Origin of the sequence: Devosia salina, assembly GCF_019504385.1 — a bacterium.
Taxonomy (GTDB): domain Bacteria; phylum Pseudomonadota; class Alphaproteobacteria; order Rhizobiales; family Devosiaceae; genus Devosia; species Devosia salina.
In genome coordinates this window covers 1,775,577-1,792,765 of record NZ_CP080590.1, presented here as the reverse complement: position 1 = coordinate 1,792,765, position 17,189 = coordinate 1,775,577, and the positions used below count along the sequence as shown (strand labels likewise).

General features: G+C 63.4%; 22 protein-coding genes and 1 pseudogene. 15 read left to right on the top strand and 8 right to left on the bottom strand.

The features are described from left to right. Positions 1-51: 51 nt before the first annotated feature. Entirely contained in the window at positions 52-453 is a 402-nt protein-coding gene (locus tag K1X15_RS08575; RefSeq protein WP_220307042.1) for a DUF4345 domain-containing protein, read from the bottom strand. A 73-nt stretch (positions 454-526) separates the two neighbouring features. Here K1X15_RS08575 and K1X15_RS21595 point away from each other — a divergent pair. Next, a pseudogene (locus K1X15_RS21595) lies at positions 527-676 on the top strand (cupin domain-containing protein); the annotation flags it as partial. Between the two features lie 72 nt (positions 677-748). Continuing rightward, a complete protein-coding gene (locus K1X15_RS08565) occupies positions 749-1,045 on the top strand; it encodes a helix-turn-helix transcriptional regulator (protein ID WP_220307041.1) in 297 nt (98 codons plus the stop codon). On the opposite strand, the gene ruvX is transcribed toward K1X15_RS08565, so the two are convergent. Next, the gene (gene ruvX / locus K1X15_RS08560) at positions 1,042-1,494 is read right to left on the bottom strand and encodes a Holliday junction resolvase RuvX (RefSeq protein ID WP_420828367.1); all 453 of its coding nucleotides are present in this window, start codon (positions 1,492-1,494) and stop codon (positions 1,042-1,044) included. The two genes, K1X15_RS08565 and ruvX, sit on opposite strands and share 4 nt — an antisense overlap. Before the next feature lie 70 nt (positions 1,495-1,564). Between ruvX and K1X15_RS08555 the strand changes: the two genes are divergently transcribed. From K1X15_RS08555 to K1X15_RS08530, 6 genes are all read left to right on the top strand, one after another. Beyond that, on the top strand, positions 1,565-2,089 hold the full coding sequence (locus tag K1X15_RS08555; protein ID WP_220307040.1) for a hypothetical protein: 525 nt from the start codon (positions 1,565-1,567) through the stop codon (positions 2,087-2,089). A gap of 86 nt (positions 2,090-2,175) precedes the next feature. Continuing rightward, positions 2,176-2,463, top strand: coding sequence for an Asp-tRNA(Asn)/Glu-tRNA(Gln) amidotransferase subunit GatC (gene gatC / locus K1X15_RS08550; protein ID WP_220307039.1), 288 nt, complete (start codon positions 2,176-2,178; stop codon positions 2,461-2,463). After that, complete coding sequence (locus K1X15_RS08545; protein ID WP_220307038.1) at positions 2,464-2,946, top strand: GNAT family N-acetyltransferase; 483 nt, start codon at positions 2,464-2,466, stop codon at positions 2,944-2,946. After that, positions 2,943-3,401, top strand: a complete 459-nt coding sequence (locus K1X15_RS08540) for a hypothetical protein (protein WP_220307037.1) — start codon at positions 2,943-2,945, stop codon at positions 3,399-3,401. Before K1X15_RS08545 ends, K1X15_RS08540 begins: the two co-directional genes overlap by 4 nt. Then, a complete protein-coding gene (gene gatA / locus K1X15_RS08535; protein WP_220307036.1) occupies positions 3,394-4,878 on the top strand; it encodes an Asp-tRNA(Asn)/Glu-tRNA(Gln) amidotransferase subunit GatA in 1,485 nt (494 codons plus the stop codon). The genes K1X15_RS08540 and gatA overlap by 8 nt, the downstream gene beginning before the upstream one ends. A gap of 130 nt (positions 4,879-5,008) precedes the next feature. Further along, positions 5,009-5,326, top strand: coding sequence for a hypothetical protein (locus K1X15_RS08530; protein WP_220307035.1), 318 nt, complete (start codon positions 5,009-5,011; stop codon positions 5,324-5,326). A gap of 136 nt (positions 5,327-5,462) precedes the next feature. Here K1X15_RS08530 and K1X15_RS08525 read toward each other — a convergent pair whose 3' ends face one another. Continuing rightward, the gene (locus K1X15_RS08525) at positions 5,463-5,720 is read right to left on the bottom strand and encodes a YjhX family toxin (protein WP_220307034.1); all 258 of its coding nucleotides are present in this window, start codon (positions 5,718-5,720) and stop codon (positions 5,463-5,465) included. 261 nt (positions 5,721-5,981) lie between these two features. Here K1X15_RS08525 and K1X15_RS08520 point away from each other — a divergent pair, with 261 nt between their 5' ends. The 3 genes from K1X15_RS08520 to gatB all read left to right on the top strand — a co-directional run bounded on the left by K1X15_RS08520 (position 5,982) and on the right by gatB (position 8,395). Beyond that, complete coding sequence (locus K1X15_RS08520; protein WP_220307033.1) at positions 5,982-6,296, top strand: chorismate mutase; 315 nt, start codon at positions 5,982-5,984, stop codon at positions 6,294-6,296. Positions 6,297-6,305: 9 nt separating this feature from the next. After that, the gene (locus K1X15_RS08515) at positions 6,306-6,815 is read left to right on the top strand and encodes a GNAT family N-acetyltransferase (RefSeq protein WP_220307032.1); all 510 of its coding nucleotides are present in this window, start codon (positions 6,306-6,308) and stop codon (positions 6,813-6,815) included. Positions 6,816-6,895: 80 nt separating this feature from the next. Beyond that, on the top strand, positions 6,896-8,395 hold the full coding sequence (gene gatB / locus K1X15_RS08510; protein WP_220307031.1) for an Asp-tRNA(Asn)/Glu-tRNA(Gln) amidotransferase subunit GatB: 1,500 nt from the start codon (positions 6,896-6,898) through the stop codon (positions 8,393-8,395). 8 nt (positions 8,396-8,403) lie between these two features. On the opposite strand, the gene K1X15_RS08505 is transcribed toward gatB, so the two are convergent. The 5 genes from K1X15_RS08505 to purM form a co-directional block, all read right to left on the bottom strand. Further along, entirely contained in the window at positions 8,404-8,589 is a 186-nt protein-coding gene (locus tag K1X15_RS08505) for a hypothetical protein (RefSeq protein ID WP_220307030.1), read from the bottom strand. Position 8,590: 1 nt separating this feature from the next. Further along, positions 8,591-8,797: a hypothetical protein gene (locus tag K1X15_RS08500; protein WP_220307029.1), complete on the bottom strand. Its 207-nt coding sequence runs from the start codon at positions 8,795-8,797 to the stop codon at positions 8,591-8,593. A gap of 49 nt (positions 8,798-8,846) precedes the next feature. Continuing rightward, a complete protein-coding gene (locus tag K1X15_RS08495; protein ID WP_220307028.1) occupies positions 8,847-9,737 on the bottom strand; it encodes a DMT family transporter in 891 nt (296 codons plus the stop codon). 153 nt (positions 9,738-9,890) lie between these two features. Then, positions 9,891-10,430 carry a phosphoribosylglycinamide formyltransferase gene (gene purN, locus K1X15_RS08490; protein ID WP_240549750.1) on the bottom strand — a complete coding sequence of 180 codons (540 nt, stop codon included), beginning with the start codon at positions 10,428-10,430 and terminating at the stop codon, positions 9,891-9,893. 44 nt (positions 10,431-10,474) lie between these two features. Further along, positions 10,475-11,551 (bottom strand): phosphoribosylformylglycinamidine cyclo-ligase, encoded by a 1,077-nt coding sequence (purM, locus tag K1X15_RS08485; RefSeq protein ID WP_220307026.1) that lies wholly within the window; start codon positions 11,549-11,551, stop codon positions 10,475-10,477. A 134-nt stretch (positions 11,552-11,685) separates the two neighbouring features. Between purM and K1X15_RS08480 the strand changes: the two genes are divergently transcribed. Genes K1X15_RS08480 through K1X15_RS08465 form a run of 4 tightly spaced genes read left to right on the top strand, consistent with a single transcriptional unit; the run spans position 11,686 to position 17,188 of the window. Next, complete coding sequence (locus K1X15_RS08480; protein WP_220307025.1) at positions 11,686-12,777, top strand: AI-2E family transporter; 1,092 nt, start codon at positions 11,686-11,688, stop codon at positions 12,775-12,777. Next, complete coding sequence (locus K1X15_RS08475; protein ID WP_220307024.1) at positions 12,764-13,492, top strand: P-loop NTPase family protein; 729 nt, start codon at positions 12,764-12,766, stop codon at positions 13,490-13,492. Before K1X15_RS08480 ends, K1X15_RS08475 begins: the two co-directional genes overlap by 14 nt. Then, positions 13,485-15,650, top strand: coding sequence for an RNA degradosome polyphosphate kinase (locus tag K1X15_RS08470; RefSeq protein ID WP_220307023.1), 2,166 nt, complete (start codon positions 13,485-13,487; stop codon positions 15,648-15,650). The genes K1X15_RS08475 and K1X15_RS08470 overlap by 8 nt, the downstream gene beginning before the upstream one ends. Beyond that, a complete protein-coding gene (locus K1X15_RS08465; protein WP_220307022.1) occupies positions 15,647-17,188 on the top strand; it encodes a Ppx/GppA phosphatase family protein in 1,542 nt (513 codons plus the stop codon). Before K1X15_RS08470 ends, K1X15_RS08465 begins: the two co-directional genes overlap by 4 nt. The last annotated feature ends 1 nt before the right edge of the window (position 17,189 follow it).

The window sequence follows — 17,189 nt, the reverse complement described above, 5'->3', positions numbered from 1 at the left end:
TCTAGCCGAGTGAGGTGGACGGGGCAAGGTACCCCGTCCGGTTTCACGCATTTATCCAGAGTTGGCAGGGAGACGGTCACGCCAAAGGGCAAGGCCAAACAGCAGTCCGATGGCGATCTCAAAGCCCATCGCACCGAGGAGCGCCGTAGACGGAAGACCATCGCTTGCCAGCGCGGCAGGCCTGGCCAGCCCGAAGCCCAGGTAGAAGACGAGGCCGATACCCAGGGCGAAGGCCTGGCCGCGTGGCTGGACAATAGCGTGGGCCTGGATGAGGCCCCCAGCCATGATCACAAGGGCAGGGGCCTTGAGCTCGTTGAGCAGGCTCGTCTGGCCCGTGGGATCGATGCCATAGCTCGCATAGAAGGGCCCGGGAAGGAACAGGATGGCGAGGGACAGGCCCAGGGCGGCGACCGCGCCCAGGGCCAGTAGAAGTCGTGTCAGCAGGGTGTTCATGGCTCACGCTGCCTGGCGCCATGCACCGTTCTGAGCGGCCTGGCGACAGAAGTCGGTAAAGTCGCGAGGTGGCCTGCTTGTCGTCGATCGCTGGCACGATGCCGCAGATGGCTGGCTGCGCAGTACGCTGGACCTGATCGCGCATGAGGCGGCGGCGCTGAAGACGGGCGGCGAGGCGGTCATCACCCGGCTGGCGGACATTCTCATCATCCAGGCCATTCGCGCCTGGATCGATGGTGCCCCGGAAGCGCAGACCGGCTGGCTTGCGGCGCTGCGCGACCGGCAGCTGGGTCGCGTGCTCTCGGCGATGCATCGGTCGCCGGCCGAGGACTGGACACTGGAGCGGCTTGCACGGCTGGCCGGCATGTCGCGGTCCGGGTTTGCGGCGCGGTTCGCCGACACAGTCGGGCTGCCGGCGATGCGTTACCTGGCCGAATGGCGGCTGCAAAAGGCTCGATTGTCCATCGTGGCGGGTCGCGACAGCGTCGGCCAGATCGCGCGGAGCGCCGGCTACCAGTCCGAGGCCGCCTTCGGCAGGGCCTTCAAGCAATTGTTCGGGGAAACACCGGGCGCGCTGCGGCGAAATGGCTAGCGGCTGCGCAACCGGTCCAGCGCGCCCTGCAGGATGTAGCTGGCGGCGAGCTTGTCGACCACCTCCGCGCGGCGGTCGCGGCGCAAATCGGCCTCGATCATCATGCGGGTGACGGCGGAGGTGGACAGACGCTCGTCCCAGAAGGCAATCGGCAAGTTCACCTTCGGGGTCAGATTGCGGGCAAAGGCGCGGGTCGACTGTACGCGCGGACCCTCGGTGCCGTCCATGTTGAGCGGCAGGCCCAAGATGATGGCGACCACCTGATTCTCGGCAATCAGCTGCTGGATGCGTTCGGCATCCTGGGTGAACTTGGTCCGCTTGATGGTTTCGAGTGGCGTTGCCGAATAGCGCATGCCGTCGGAGAGGGCGACACCGATGGTCTTGGTGCCCAGATCGAGACCGAGAATCTTGCCGGTGTCGGGGATGGCGTTGAGGGGATCTTCGATCAAGAGGGGCTCGCTGGACAGGTGTGGTTTGTCCTATAGGCTGCCATGGCAAGTTTGGCGACGGAAAAGGGTCATGAAGCTCACCTGGTTTGGCGGTTCGACATTTCGCGTCCAGATTGGAGGACAGGTCGTCGTCATCGATCCACAATCGGCGCCGGCAGGGATCGACCAGGGGGAACTGGTCAGCGGGGCCGATCGCGTCGTGACGTTCGGCGAGAGCTTCGCGGCCGCCGAGGCCCTGACCTGGAAGCCCCGGGCAGCGGAACGGCTGCTCGATGCGGGCGACTCCATGCGGCCGGTCCGGTTGTGGACCGTTGGGCCGGGCAGCCTGCTTGTCGAGGGTGACGACGAAATGCCGCTCCTGTTCCTTGGCGGGCCGGTTCCCGCGCTCGGCCGATGGGCCGACGGTGCAGTCGTGGTGCTGCTTGCCCAAGGGCTGGCCGCCCGCGCTGCGGCGCTGTTCGAAGCGCGTTCGCCGCGACTGGTCGCGCTTGCAGGTGACGAGAGTGAGGTCGGCGACGCCTTCGAAGCGGTGCGACCGATGCTTGACGGCACCGGGCTTGTTGCCCTGGAGCCGGGATTGGCTGTGGAAGCCTGATCCCTCGCATAAGGCATTTTCATTGTCATTTGCTGCGGCGCGTTGCTAATAACGCGGCAATACGCCGTTTCCGCAGGAGTTATCGCATGTCTGTCGACGCCGCCACCGTCAAGCGCATCGGGCGCCTAGCCCGCATCCGTATCGAGGAGGAGGAAGTCGCCGGCTACCAGAATGAGCTCAATGCGATTCTGGGCTTTGTCGAGCAACTGGCCGAGGTCAATGTCGAGGGCGTCGAGGCGATGACCTCGGTGACGCCGATGACCCTGCGCCGCCGCGATGATGTCGTGACGGATGGCAATTACGCCGAGAAGATCGTCGCCAACGCGCCGCTGACCGAGGACAATTTCTTCATGGTCCCCAAGGTGGTGGAGTAAATGACCGTCTCGATCGCCATCGAGACGCCCCTGCAGGACGATGTGCGTGGCCTGGTGGCCCGGCTCAACGACCATCTGCTGCCGCTTTCGCCACTGGAATTCCAGTTCAAAATGACGGTCGAGCAGATGGCCGACAGTGCCACGACGCTTTTCGTCGCTCGAGACGAAGCCGGCAAAGCCGTTGGCATGGGTGCACTCAAGATGCACGGCCCGGAACTGGGCGAGGTCAAGCGCATGTACACGGTGCCCGAAGTGCGCGGACAGCGTGTCGGGCGCCAATTGCTGGAGCGCATCGTGGGCCTCGCGCAGGAGCGCAATCTGCCCGTCGTCATGCTGGAAACCGGCACGGGCGAGGGCATGGCCGAAGCCCATCGGCTCTACACGCGTTACGGGTTTGTGCCGCGCGGTCCGTTCCTCGACTATCCCGACAGCGAATGGTCAGCCTTTTTCGAGCTGCGCCTCGACGCGGAGAAGGCGGCGTGAAGCGACTGGCGGCGCCCATATTGTTCATGCTGGCTGCACCCGTTCTGGCGCAGGAGGACCTGCGCATCGACCGTGACCACCTTTACGTGTCCGACCCCGCTGCCTGCCAGGCGCTGGAGGAGAATGGGCTGGATGCGTGGATGGACGTGGATTTCCTCAGCCTGAGCTTCGAGGATGGCATCCAGTCCATGGAGTTCCACTGCAATTTCTTTGACGTCAAAACCCGTGATGGCAGCACGCATCTGTTCATCGATGCCATCTGCGAATTGCCGGGCGCAGTCTATCCCGACATGTTCGCGGTGACGCCCTACAACGAAACCCAGATTCAGGTGGTGTCCGCTTATGACGCCGCCCTGGCCGCCTCTGGCCAATATGAAACGAGCAGTGAGGTTGCGACGCCCGGTGCGACGCTCTACACACGCTGCGACAATCTAAGCGAGATCCCCGTTGACTGACCTGACCAAGCTGAGCCTCGCGGACGCCCGCAAGGGCCTCAAGAACAAGAGCTTTACCGCCCTCGAACTGACGGACGCCTATGTCGCGGCCATCGAGACAGCCAATCCCAAGCTCAACGCCTATGTTGCCACCACGCCGGACCAGGCTCGGGATATGGCCAAGGCAAGCGACGAAAAGCTCGCCAAGGGTGAAGCCGGTGCGCTCGAAGGCATTCCCCTGGGCATCAAGGACCTGTTTGCCACCAAGGGCGTCCATACCCAGGCGGCAAGCCATATCCTCGATGGCTTCAAGCCCGAATACGAATCCACCGTCACTGCCAATCTCTGGCGCGATGGCGCAGTCATGCTGGGCAAGCTCAACATGGACGAGTTCGCCATGGGTTCGTCCAACGAAACGTCGTATTACGGCCCGGTTGTCAGCCCGTTCCGCGCCGAGGGCAGCAATGCCAATCTGGTGCCGGGCGGGTCCTCGGGCGGTTCGGCTGCGGCGGTCTCCGCCTGGCTCTGCGCCGGCGCCACGGCAACCGATACCGGCGGTTCGATCCGCCAGCCGGCGGCCTTTACCGGCACTGTGGGCATCAAGCCGACCTATGGCCGCTGCTCGCGCTGGGGCACGGTGGCCTTCGCCTCTTCGCTGGACCAGGCGGGCCCGATTGCCCGCACCGTGGAAGACGCGGCGACCCTGATGACGTCGATGTCAGGGTTCGATCCCAAGGATTCGACCAGCGTCGACTTGCCGGTGCCGGATTTCGCGGCGGCCGTCGAGCGCGGCGTGAAGGGTCTGACCATCGGCGTTCCCAAGGAATACCGCATGGACGGCATGCCGGCCGAGATCGAAAAGCTCTGGCATGAGGGCCTCGAATGGCTCAAGGCCGAGGGTGCGACGGTCAAGGACATTTCCCTGCCGCACACCAAATATGCCCTGCCGGCCTATTACATCGTGGCGCCGGCCGAGGCGTCGTCGAACCTGGCGCGCTATGATGGCGTCAAATATGGCCTGCGTGTATCCGGCAAGGACATCACCGACATGTACGAACTGACCCGCGCCGCGGGGTTCGGTCGCGAGGTCAAGCGCCGTATAATGATCGGCACCTATGTGCTCAGCGCCGGTTATTTCGATGCCTACTACGTCAAGGCGCAGAAGGTCCGCACGCTGATCAAGAAGGATTTCGAGGATGCCTTCCACGCTGGCGTCGATGCCATCCTGACCCCGGCGACGCCGTCCGCCGCTTTCGGCATCGGCGACGAGGCCCTGGCGAGCGATCCGGTGGCCATGTATCTCAATGACGTCTTCACGGTCACCGTGAACATGGCCGGCCTGCCGGGCATTGCGGTGCCGGCCGGCAAGGACGGGCAGGGGCTGCCTCTGGGCCTGCAACTGATCGGCAAGCCGTTCGACGAAGAGACGCTTTTTGCCGCGGCTCGCGTCATCGAAAAGAGCGCCGGCGGGGACTTCGCACCCAAGCAGTGGTGGTAGGTCTTAACCTGTTACGCAAACGGTGGCGCTTGATTGCGCCGCCGTTCCGCACTATTTGCGGCCAATGCACAAGTTGAAACTGGTGGAGACGCGCCCCCTATCCGCGTCCGGGCCAACAGGAAAAGCGCCGATGGCCGTTGATATCTTCACTTCGCTCGACTGGTCCGAGCCGCCCAAGGACATGAGCAAGCCGCTCCAGGCCCTGTGGTGGCTCAAGAAGGGCGAGTTGCGCGTGGGACCCGAATGGGAAAAGGCGCATGCCATCGTCCAGTCCATGGAGGGTGTACAGGCCTTTGACTGGGTGCACGCCCTGATGCACTGGATCGAAGCCGACATGGGCAATGCCGATTACTGGTATCGCCGCGCCGGCAAGCGCCGCGCCACTGCCAGCGTGTCGCAGGAGTGGGAACATATCGCTGCCGCCCTGAGCGACGTCACGCGGCACTAGGCTTACCTCTCCATTTGGGGGAGAGGTCGGCGGCGTTGCCGACGGGTGAGGGGGCCTTTGTACCCCACCTGAAGTCAAGGCCCCCTCACCCGACCCAAGAGGGTCGACCTCTCCCCCAGAGGGAGAGGTGAAGAGTTCACCGGTTATCCACCTGGCTGCGCACCAGTTCCAGTCCGCGTCTGGTGATGCGATAGGGGTGGCCGCCCTGCGACTTGATCGCTTTCTTGGCCTTGAGCTTGTTGAAGATGAGCGGTGTCAGCCCGCTCATCAGCCAGCCATCGCGATTGAAAAACTCGAATTCGACTATCTTGCCGCGCTCGTCCTTGATAACGGCGATGCAGCCGCCCTGGGCGAGGGCGTGCAGCACCCGCTGTTCGGTCCGGGAAATATCCATGGAAATGTCTGAAGCCTGGAATGGCGGGTCTTTCGACCCGCGAACAAACTTGGCCGCGCCGATGCACAGGGCTCGGCGACGTCCGGTTCATTCATGCCCCGCCTGAAAAGGACGGGGTCTCAGGCAATCTCAGACTGACTAGACATGCCCCATTGATAGCTGGCGGCGGGGCTCTGCGCCATATTGCCGACGCGGTTCGGGTTGAAATCGCCGGGCCGCCGGTGCAAACCAGCAACACCATATACACACGAGGGGACAGACGTGACCGCTGCCAAACTGCCAGCAGAGTGCGAAACCAAGGATGACGTGCGGGTCGAGATCGACCGCATCGACCAGGCGCTGCTTGCCCTGTTCGCGGAGCGCCATGGCTATGTGACGCGGATGGCAGAGATCAAGACGGATCCGCACGAGGCCTTTGACCCGGTCCGGATCGAGGCGATCATCACGAAGGTTCGGGGGCGCAGTTTGGACCTTGATCTCGACGAGGATCAGGCCGAACTTATCTGGCGGACCCTGATCAGTTGGAACATCAATTATGAGAAGGGCATCATCGCGGCGCGCAAGCGAGCCAAGTAGGAGGCGCAGATGCCGGGCATTCGGATACGCAAGGCGGAAATAGCCGATGCCCCGCGGCTGGCCGATATCGCCTACCGGGCCTGGGAAACCGGCATCCTGCCGATCCTGACGGACAAGCCCGGTCTGCGCGAGGCCGAGCGCCGCCGCCTGTCGCATGCCGTCGGTCATGGCTGGCGCCATACCATCGTGGCCGAGATCGACGAGATCGTGGTGGGCTGGTGTTCCCGCGTGGCCGGGCGCAGCTACATTCCATACCTGTTCGTCATTCCTGAGATGCAGGGCCACCGCATCGGCGCGATGCTTCTCAATCGGATGGAGACCATGCTCGAATTGCAGGGCGCGGAGCGTGTGCATCTGGAAACCCCGGCGGACCATGTGCGTGCGGTGCGCTTCTACGAGCGGCAGGGCTATCGTATCCTGGCGCTGCGCCCGGATGGCCGGGATGGACACGACCCATTCGTAAGCGTTCATCTGGAAAAGCGCCTGCGACCCTATGACGGGGAAATCGAGGAAGACTGACCCGAGCCGAAGCAGTTGCAACGCCATGGCAAGACGGCTAATCAGATGCCTAGTTTTGCCTTGTCTTTCAGGACTGCCCAGTGACCCTCGTTGATACCCGCACCCCCGACAAGAAGCGCCTGATTCCCGGTTCGACCGGCGACTGGGAAGTGATCATCGGCATGGAGGTGCACGCCCAGGTCACCAGCGAGAGCAAACTGTTCTCGGGCTCGTCCACGGCCTTTGGCAATCCGCCCAATGCCAATGTCAGCTTCGTGGATGCGGCCATGCCCGGCATGCTGCCCACCATCAACGAAGAGTGCGTGCGCCAGGCCGTTCGCACGGGTCTGGGCCTGAGGGCACAGATCAACAAGCGCTCGGTCTTCGACCGGAAGAACTATTTCTATCCGGACCTGCCGCAGGGTTATCAGATTTCCCAGTTCAAGGACCCGATCGTGGGCGAGGGCAAGGTTTTGCTCGATGTCGACGGCGAGCAGATCGAGATTGGTATCGAGCGCCTGCATCTGGAACAGGACGCCGGCAAGTCCATTCACGACCAGCACCCGAACATGAGCTTTGTCGACCTCAACCGGTCGGGCGTGGCCCTGATGGAGATCGTTTCCAAGCCTGACCTGCGCTCGTCCGAGGAGGCCAAGGCCTATCTCTCGAAGCTGCGCACCATCCTGCGCTATCTCGGCACCTGTGACGGAAACATGGAGCAGGGCTCGATGCGCGCCGACGTCAACGTCTCGGTGCGCCGTCCCGGCGGCGAATTCGGCACGCGCTGCGAAATCAAGAACGTCAACTCGATCCGCTTTGCCGGCCAGGCCATTGAGTATGAGGCCCGCCGTCAGATCGACATTCTGGAAGATGGCGGCGCCATCGACCAGGAAACCCGCCTGTTCGACCCAAAGCTTGGCGAAACCCGCTCGATGCGCTCCAAGGAAGAAGCGCACGACTATCGCTACTTCCCCGATCCGGACCTGCTGCCCCTCGAATTCGACGATGCCTTCATCGCCGATCTGGCCCAGCACCTGCCCGAACTGCCGGACGAGAAGCAGGCCCGCTTCATTTCCGATTATGGGGTGACACCCTATGATGCCATGGTGCTGACGCTCGATCGCGAAACGGCGGACTATTATGAAGCCTGCGTGGCCCACGGTGGCAGCAAGCGCGATGGCAAGGCGGTTGCCAATATTCTCAATGGCGACGTCGCCGCCTATGCCAATAGCCAGGGTCTTGCCGTCTGGGAAACCCATTTGCAGCCGGCACAGATTGCGGGGCTGGTCGACCTCATTGCCGGAGGCACGATTTCGTCCAAGGGCGGCAAGGACGTGCTACAGATCCTGATCGCCGAGGAACACGAAGGCGACCCGGCCGAAATCGTGGAACGTCGCGGCCTCAAGCAGGTGACGGACCTTGGGGCGATCGAAAAGATCGTCGACGAGATCATCGCCGCCAATCCGGACCAGGTCGAGAAGGTCAAGGCCAAGCCGACAATGATTGGCTGGTTCGTCGGTCAGGCCATGAAGGCCTCGGGCGGCAAGGCCAACCCGCAGGCACTCAACGAGATGATGAAGGCCAAGCTCGGCATCGAGTAACGCCGCCGCTACGGATTGATGTCATGGCCCGGTTCCGGCGGCAGGCCGGGATCGGGCTCTTCTGTGTCGTCGTCACTATTCAGGGGTGAGGTGTGCGGATGGTCCGCGTCGCCGGTTGGCAGGCCGACCGGCATGGGCGGCACCGGCTGTGGCTTGTTGTGCGGAACGTCATCGTCGTCGCGCGGACCGGGCATGCTAGACCTCCCCGGCGCGTGGATCGTAGCCTGCCCCGGGTGGAGCGTCTGGAAAAGGCGTGGGGTAGGGCTCTTCCACCGGCTGGTCCGGCGGCACCTCGACTGGGCCGGGCGGCACCGGATCGACGGGCTGCGGCTGGGCCGGCTCGGGTTGCGGGACGATTTCAGGGATCGGCCGCGGATCGATGTCTGGTCTGGGTTCGGGCATGGTAACCTCCTGCCGAGGCAACGCCGGCTAGGCAGGGAGGTTCCTTGGCTCAGGCAGTCGCGCGTTGCCAGACCTGGCGGATGCGCCCGTCAATGAAAAGCAGACCGAAAAAGATCACCAGCATGCCCAGTATCTGGATGGGCAGAATGGTTTCGCCCAGCACGGTGACACCGATAATCAGCGCCGAGATCGGCGCGATGAACGTGGTCGTGGCAAAATTGGTGGCGCCGACGCGCGGCAGGATTCGGTACATGACCTGGAAGGTGAACGCCGTCGAGAGCAGGCCGATGGCCAGAGCCGCGCCCCAGGTCGCTGGTTGCGTCATATGTGGCGTGCCTTCGGTGAAAAACGCGACCGGCGCCGCCACCAATGACGCCCCGGTCAGCGCGATCGCGGCAAAGGCGGTGGGTTCGATATGCTTGAAGCTTCGGGTGATGTTGAGCGACAAGCCGTAGCAAAGGGTCGCGCCCAGACAGGCCGCTACGGCCCAGAGATGGGAGTTTCCGCCCTCCGAGAGTGCCGGCGACACCAGTATGGCAGCGCCGACAAAGCCGATGGCCACCCCGGTGAACTTGGTGGGCGTGGCCCTTTCGCCGCCGATCCAGAAATGGGAAATGACCGCCGTGACCATGGGCGTCAGCGCGTTGATGATGGCGGCGATGCCGCTGGCCAAATGGGCCTGGGCCATCGGGAACAGAGCAAAGGGGATGGCGTAGGCGATGACGCCGAGACCGGCCAGCTGCAGCCATAGAACGGGGTCGCGCGGAATGGGCTTGCGCAAGGCGAAGAGCACCGCCCAACACCCCAGAGCACCGATGCCGACGCGCAGGGTGGTGACCCAGAGCGGCCCCAGTTCACGGATCAGAATCGCGTTGAACACGAAGGAACACCCCCAGATGGCGCCCAGAAGGATGATCCAGAACCAGTCACGCAGACTCATTTTCGCTTCCCCATTCGAGAAGGCGGCACGCTACGCTTCGGCAGAACAAAGGTCGAACCGATTTTGACGATGGGCGCCATCAATTGTTGTGATGGATCGGGGGCGGCGAGCCGTCGGTCCGACTTTGAGGCGCATCTACGCCGCCGGCCTGAGCTAGGCGAGGGCGGCTTCGCCGCTCGCCAGCATGCGCAGGGCCTCTGGGTAGATGCGATGTTCCTCGACCAGTATGCGTGCCGAGAGCGTATCGGGCGTGTCGCCGGGCAATACCGGGACCCGGGCCTGGAGGATGGCGGGACCTTCGTCGAGGCCAGGCGTGACGAAATGAACGGTGCAGCCATGCTCGGTCGCGCCATCGGCCAGAGCGCGCTCATGCGTGTTGAGACCCTTGTAGGCAGGCAGCAGGGAGGGGTGGATATTGATCATCCGGCCCTGCCAGCGATTGACGAAGTCTTCGCCCAATATGCGCATGAAGCCGGCAAGGCAGACATAGTCCGCGCCCCAGCTTTCCAGCACCTGGGTCATGGTGTCCTCGAACATGTCGCGGCTGGGGAACTTGCTTTGTGCAAGCGAGGCCGTGGCGATGCCATTGGCCGCGGCGGTCTGAAGGCCGGGCGCGGCAGCCCGGTTCGAGAGCACACCCACAATCTCGGCCGGATAGTCCGGCGCCCTGGCGGCCTCAATCAGCGCCGCCATGTTGGAGCCGCGGCCCGAAATCAGTATGGCGACACGTTTCCGGGTCACAGCGCCAGCGCGCCCCGGAAGGTGACGGGCTCAGCGGCGCGGGCGGTCAACTGACCAACCACAGCCGCGATTTCGCCCGACGCGGTCAGGCTGGCGACGAGCTTTTCGGCATCTTCCGGGCTAACCGCCACCAGCATGCCGACGCCACAATTGAAGGTGCGCAGCATTTCGCGCTCGCTCATGCCGCCAACCTTGGAGAGCCAGCCGAAAACCGCCGGGACGGTGACGGCGCCGAGATCGATATCGGCAGCCAGGTCATCGGGCAGTACGCGTGGAATGTTGTCGATGAAGCCGCCACCGGTGATATGGGCCAACGCCTTGATGCCGAGGCCATCGCGCAGCGCCGCGAGCAGGGGCTTCACATAGATCCGGGTCGGCTCGAGCAGCGCTTCGGCCAGCGACTTTCCTTCGGCGAAGGGGGCAGGGGCGTCCCAGGCTAGGCCCGAGAGTTCCACGATCTTGCGCACCAGCGAATAGCCGTTGGAATGGACGCCCGATGAGGCAATGGCGACCAGAGTGTCGCCGGCTGCGATGTCTTTGCGGGGCAGCAGCGCATGGCGTTCGGCGGCGCCGACCGCAAAGCCGGCCAGGTCGTAGTCATTGCCATGGTACATGCCCGGCATCTCGGCGGTTTCGCCGCCGATCAGGGCGCAACCGGCCAGGCGGCAGCCATGGGCGATGCCTTCGACGATGGCGGTACCCTGCGCGACGTCCAGCTTGCCGGTGGCGAAGTAGTCGAGGAAGAAGAGGGGCTCTGCGCCCTGCACGACAAGATCGTTGACGCACATGGCGACGAGGTCCTGGCCAATCGTGTCGTGCTTGCCGGTGTCGATGGCAATCTTGAGCTTGGTGCCGACGCCGTCATTGGCGGCGACGAGCACCGGATCGACGAAGCCGGCGGCCTTGAGATCGAACAATCCGCCGAAGCCGCCGATCTCGCCATCGGCGCCCGGGCGGCGGGTGGACCGGACGGCCGGTTTGATGGCTTCCACAAGGGCATTGCCGGCATCAATGTCGACACCGGCCTGCTTGTATGACAGACCGTTTGATGGCAGGTTTTGTGCGTCGGACATGAGCCTTCTTGCCATGCTGGGGATTGCGGGCGCAAATGGCTGCGCGCGAACCGGGTTGGTTGAAATTTTCGGTGTTGGCCGTTAGAGGGCCTGATAGCTTTTCGATTACCTAGACGCAAGGGCTGCCCGGCTTCATGGCACTCAGAAATCAAGTGTTCATCTGGATCGGGTTGCTGCTGGCCCTGATCCTGTCGCTATGGGTATTCCGCGGCATCCTCCTGCCATTCGTGGTGGGCGCGGCCCTGGCCTATCTGCTCAACCCGCTGGTGAACCAATTGCAGAAGTGGCGGTTCAACCGCGTCTGGGCCACCGTGGTGGTGCTGTTCAGCGTCCTCACCCTGGTCGTGAGCATCTTCTTCATGTTCGTGCCGCTGATCGGCCAGCAGGTGATCGGGCTGATCCAGCGCCTGCCGGGCTATGTTGCGGACCTGCAGGAGCTTGCGGTTGCCTGGTCACCGGAAATCAATGCCTGGCTTGGCCCCGAGCGGGCGGCGCAGTTGCAGAACAGCCTCAATGACCTCGCCCGCCAGGCCCTGGGTTTCATTGCAACCCTGCCCGCCGAACTGGTCAATATCGGGCTGACCGGCGCTGCCGTTGTCGGTTTTACCGTTCTGGCGCCGGTCGTTGCATTCTACCTGCTGCTCGACTGGGAAGGCATGGTTCGCGGGATCGACGATCTGCTGCCCAAGGAGCACAAGGGCGAAGTGAAAGGCATCCTGCGCGAAATCGACAAATCCATGGCCGGCGTCATCCGTGGACAGGGCAGCGTGCTGCTGCTCGATGCGGCCTTCTATGCGACGGCGCTGAGCCTGATCGGACTTAACTACGGGCTTGCCGTGGGACTGATCGGGGGGCTGCTGAGCTTCATCCCGTTCGTCGGCTTCACGGTCGGGCTCGGACTTTCCGTTGGCATCGCCATCGTCCAGTTTGCGCCCAATTGGTGGATGGTGGTGCTGGTCGCCGGCATCTATCTGTTCTGGCAGTTCATTGAGGGCAATATTCTCTATCCCAAGCTGGTGGGATCATCGATCAACATCAATCCCGTATGGATGATGTTTGCCCTGCTGGCCCTTGGGGCGGTTTTCGGTTTTGTCGGCCTGTTGCTGGCGGTGCCGATGGCGGCCATTGCCTCCGTGCTGGTCCGCTATGGGGTGCGCAAGTACAAGGAAAGTGCGCTCTATCTCGGGCCGAGGCGGCGGACGCAGAGTGACGATGCCGCACTCTGACATCGGACCGCGGCAATTGCCGCTCGAACTGGGCCACGAACCATCGCATGCCGAGGATGACTTTCTGGTTGGCGCCGGCAACGCGCTGGCACATGCCCGCATCCTGGCCTGGCCGCATTGGCCCGACGGGGTGACGCTGCTGATCGGCCCGGCCGCCTCGGGCAAGTCACATCTGGCCCGTATTTTCGCCGACAGGAGCGCAGCGATCGTGGTGACGCCAGAGACCATTGGCGCGATCGCGTCGGCCGAGGGGCGGCAAGCGGTGGTGATCGAGGATGTCGATCGCCTCGGTTATGACGAACATGACCTGTTCCACCTGCTCAACCAGGCCATGCGGGGCGAGCGAACTTTGCTGCTCAGCGCACGGGAAGATGTTGCGCATTGGCCGCTGCGGACCGATGATGTGCGCTCACGGGTGCGCCGTGCGCCGGTTTTCCGACTGGAAGTCAGCGACGACATCGAGTTGTCACAGATGTTCGTGAAACTGTTCGGGGATCGGCAGATCAGGATCGATCCCAAGGTCATCGGCTATGTGGTGCCGCGCATGGAGCGCAGCCCCGAAGAAGCCGCTGCCCTTGTCGACTTGATGGACAGGCTGGCCCTTGCAAAGGGGTCGGCCATTACCCGCGCGATAGCGTCGGAGGCCCTCTCGCAGCGCCAGGCAGTGCGGGGGGCCGGCCGGCAACAGGATTGGGACGCCGAAACCGATGAATGAAATAAGCGAGTTTGCCGAAGCCGAGAGTTCGGTCCCCGATGTCGAGGCGCTGCGCACCAGTCCGGCCCGCTTCGTCAATCGCGAGGTGAGCTGGCTGCAGTTCAACATGCGGGTGCTCGAAGAGGCCGGCAACCCATCCCATCCGCTGCTCGAGCGCCTGCGGTTCGTGTCGATCTCGGCCAACAATCTCGATGAATTCTACATGGTGCGCGTGGCGGGCCTCAAAGGGCAGATCCGCGCCGGCATGACCAAGCAGAGCGCCGATGGCCTGTCGCCGGCCGAGCAGCTTGAGGAAATCGCGACCCTGGCCCAGCACCTGCAACTGGAGCAACAGGATCACTGGAAGGAACTGCGCGAAGAACTGTTTGCGCAGAACGTGGTGATCCACGAAGCAGACGATCTGACCACCGATCAGGTGGCCTATTTGCAGAAGCTGTTCCGCGAGGAAATCTTCCCGGTGCTGACGCCGATCGCGGTCGATCCGGCGCATCCCTTTCCGTTCATCCCCAATCTCGGGCTGGCGCTCGCGTTTGAGCTCAAACGCCCCAATAGCGACCAGCCGCTGACGGCGCTGGTGCGCATTCCGGGCAATCTGGACCGCTTCATCAACCTGCCCAGTGGACTGGTCTCCGAAGGCCGGTCAGAGGTCGTGACCATCGACACCCTGGTCAAGCTGTTCTTCCACAAGATGTTTCCGGGCCATGAGGTGGTCGGCTCCGGCGCCTTCCGCATCATCCGCGACAGCGAAATCGAAATCGACGACGAGGCGGCCGACCTTGTGGTCGAGTTCGAAAGCGCCTTGCGCCAGCGCCGGCGCGGGCAGGTGATCCGGCTTGAGATCGAGCGGTCCATGCCGCGGGCGCTGAAGCGCCAGATCGGCGAGCAGCTTGGCGTCAAGGATGCCGATGTGTTCGAGGTGCACGGATTCCTGGGGTTGGCCGACGCCCGCAAGATCTGTGATATCGAACGGGCCGACCTCAAGTTTCCGCCCTATCTGGCGCGGTTCCCGGAACGCATCCGCGACTATAATGGCGACAGCTTTGCCGCCATCCGTGCCAAGGACATCCTGGTTCACCACCCGTTCGAGAGTTTTGACGTGGTGGCACAGTTCCTCATGCAGGCGGCGCGTGATCCCGACGTCGTCGCGATCAAGCAGACGCTCTATCGCACCTCATCGGACAGCCCCATCGTCAAGGCCCTGATCATGGCGGCCGAGGCCGGAAAGTCGGTCACTTGCCTGGTCGAGCTCAAGGCCCGTTTTGACGAAGAGGCCAATATCCGCTGGGCGCGTGATCTGGAGCGGGCAGGGGCCCAGGTCGTGTTCGGCTTCATCGAGCTCAAGACCCACGCCAAGCTCAGCCAGGTGGTGCGGCGCGAAAAGGGCAAGCTTGTCAGCTATTGCCATATCGGGACCGGCAACTACCACCCGATTACCGCCAAGATCTACACTGACCTGAGCTACTTCACCATCGATCCGGCCATCACGCGGGACGTGGCGCGGGTGTTCAACTTCATTACCGGCTATGCGCGGCCGACCGAGCTTGAAACCATTGCCGTCTCGCCGGTCAATCTGCGCCAGACGCTGGTCGACAACATTGCCCGCGAGATCGAACTGGCCCGCAGCGGCCAGCCGGCCTCCATCCTGCTCAAGATGAACTCGCTGGTCGATCCGCAGGTGATCGACGCGCTCTATGATGCGAGCCAAGCGGGCGTGAAAGTGGACCTGATCGTGCGGGGCATCTGTTGCCTGCGGCCCGGCATACCCGGCTTTTCGGACAATATCCGGGTGAAGTCGGTCGTGGGGCGTTTCCTCGAGCACAGCCGCATCTACTGCTTCGGCAATGGCGAGGTGATGCCCTCTGAACGGGCCAAGATCTATATTTCCTCGGCCGACCTGATGGGCCGGAACCTGGATGGCCGCGTCGAAGTCATGGTGCCGATCCTCAACAAGACCGTGCACAAACAGATTCTCGACCAGATCATGGTTGCCTATCTCAAGGACAACCAGCAAAGCTGGGAAGTCCTTCCCGATGGCAGTTCGCATCGGATCAGGCTGGCGGAGGGTGAGGAACCCTTCAATGCCCATAACTACTTCATGACCAATCCTTCCCTGTCCGGGCGCGGCAGCGCCGGCATGGTGGAGAGCGACGAGGCTTGAGTTTGACACAGTTCTGGGGCGTCGACGCCGATCCGACCGCGCAGGGGCGCATCAAGGGCGCCCGGCCGGTCGCTGTACTCGACATCGGCTCCAACTCGGTTCGTCTGGTGGTCTATGAGCGCCATGCGCGCGCCCTGACACCGCTCTACAACGAAAAATCGGCCTGTGCGCTCGGGCGGGGTATCGCGCAGAGCGGGCGGCTGGCGGACGCCAATATGGACAAGGCCATCGAGGCGATGAAGCGCTTCGCACTGGTGGCGCGCATGATGCGCGTGGGCAAGGTCTATATCCTGGCGACCTCGGCCGTGCGGGACGCCACAAACCGCGCCGAGTTCGTATCGGCTGTGGAAGCGGTGATGGAGGCGCCCGTCCGCGTTCTCAGCGGCGAGGAAGAAGCTCACTATGCTGCGCTTGGCGTGGTTGCGGGTATTCCGGGGTTTTGTGGCGTTGTCGGAGACCTTGGCGGCGGAAGCCTTGAACTCTCCGATATCGCCGACGGATTCGATACCAATGGCGAGAGTTTTGAGCTCGGTGTCATCCGCCTGCAGGACGATTCCGAGGGCTCGCCAAAGAAGGCCGCTGCGCTCGTGCAGTCCCGGCTCGAAGGCTCGATCCTGAAGAAGGCCGGAAGCGGCGCCCAATTCGCAGCCATTGGTGGCACCTGGCGATCGCTCGCCAAGCTGCACCAATCGGTCCGCGACTACCCGTTGCACATGGTGCAGGACTATGTGGTGCCGGCGGCCGAAATGATCGCCTTCTGCGATGAGATCGTCGCGGCAGACGCGCTCAAGGGTTATCCGGGTTCAGGCAGCGTCAGCAATTCTCGCCGGGAACTGGTGCCGTTTGGTGCGGCGGCGCTGAGCGAAATTCTCAAGGCCGGCAAATTCGAGAGTGTCGTGTTCTCTGCACTGGGCGTGCGCGAAGGCTATCTCTACGGCATGCTTGACGAGCGCGAGCGCGCCATCGACCCGCTCATCCAGGGCGCGGAGGAGCTGTCTGTCTTGCGGTCGCGTTCGCCAGCGCACGCCAATGACCTGATCGAGTTCACCAGCCAGTACTTCGAATGCGCGGATCTGGCCGAGACGCCCAACGAGATGCGGCTGCGCATTGTCGCCTGTCTATTGGCCGATATCGGCTGGCGCTCGCATCCGGACTATCGTGGTCCGCAGAGCGTGGATGCCGTGGCCTATGGTTCGCTGACCGGCGTGGATCATCCGGGCCGTTCCTTCCTCGCCCAGACTTTGGCGGTCCGATATGACGGGCTCAAGAGCAAGGCCGCCCTGGTGCTGGTACCGCTGGGCTCTCCGGAGTTGACGGCACGGGCGCGGCTGATCGGCTCGCTGATGCGGGTTGCCTATCCGATGACGGCTGCCATGCCGGGTATTCTGCCCAGGACGCATTTCAGCCGCGATGGGGACACGCTGGTATTGCACCTGCCTGCCGACTACGCCTTCCTCAATGGCGACCACCTGCGCAATCGCCTCCGGCAATTTGCCGAAGGGGCGGGACACGCGGATACGCGGGTCGAGGTTGGGTAGC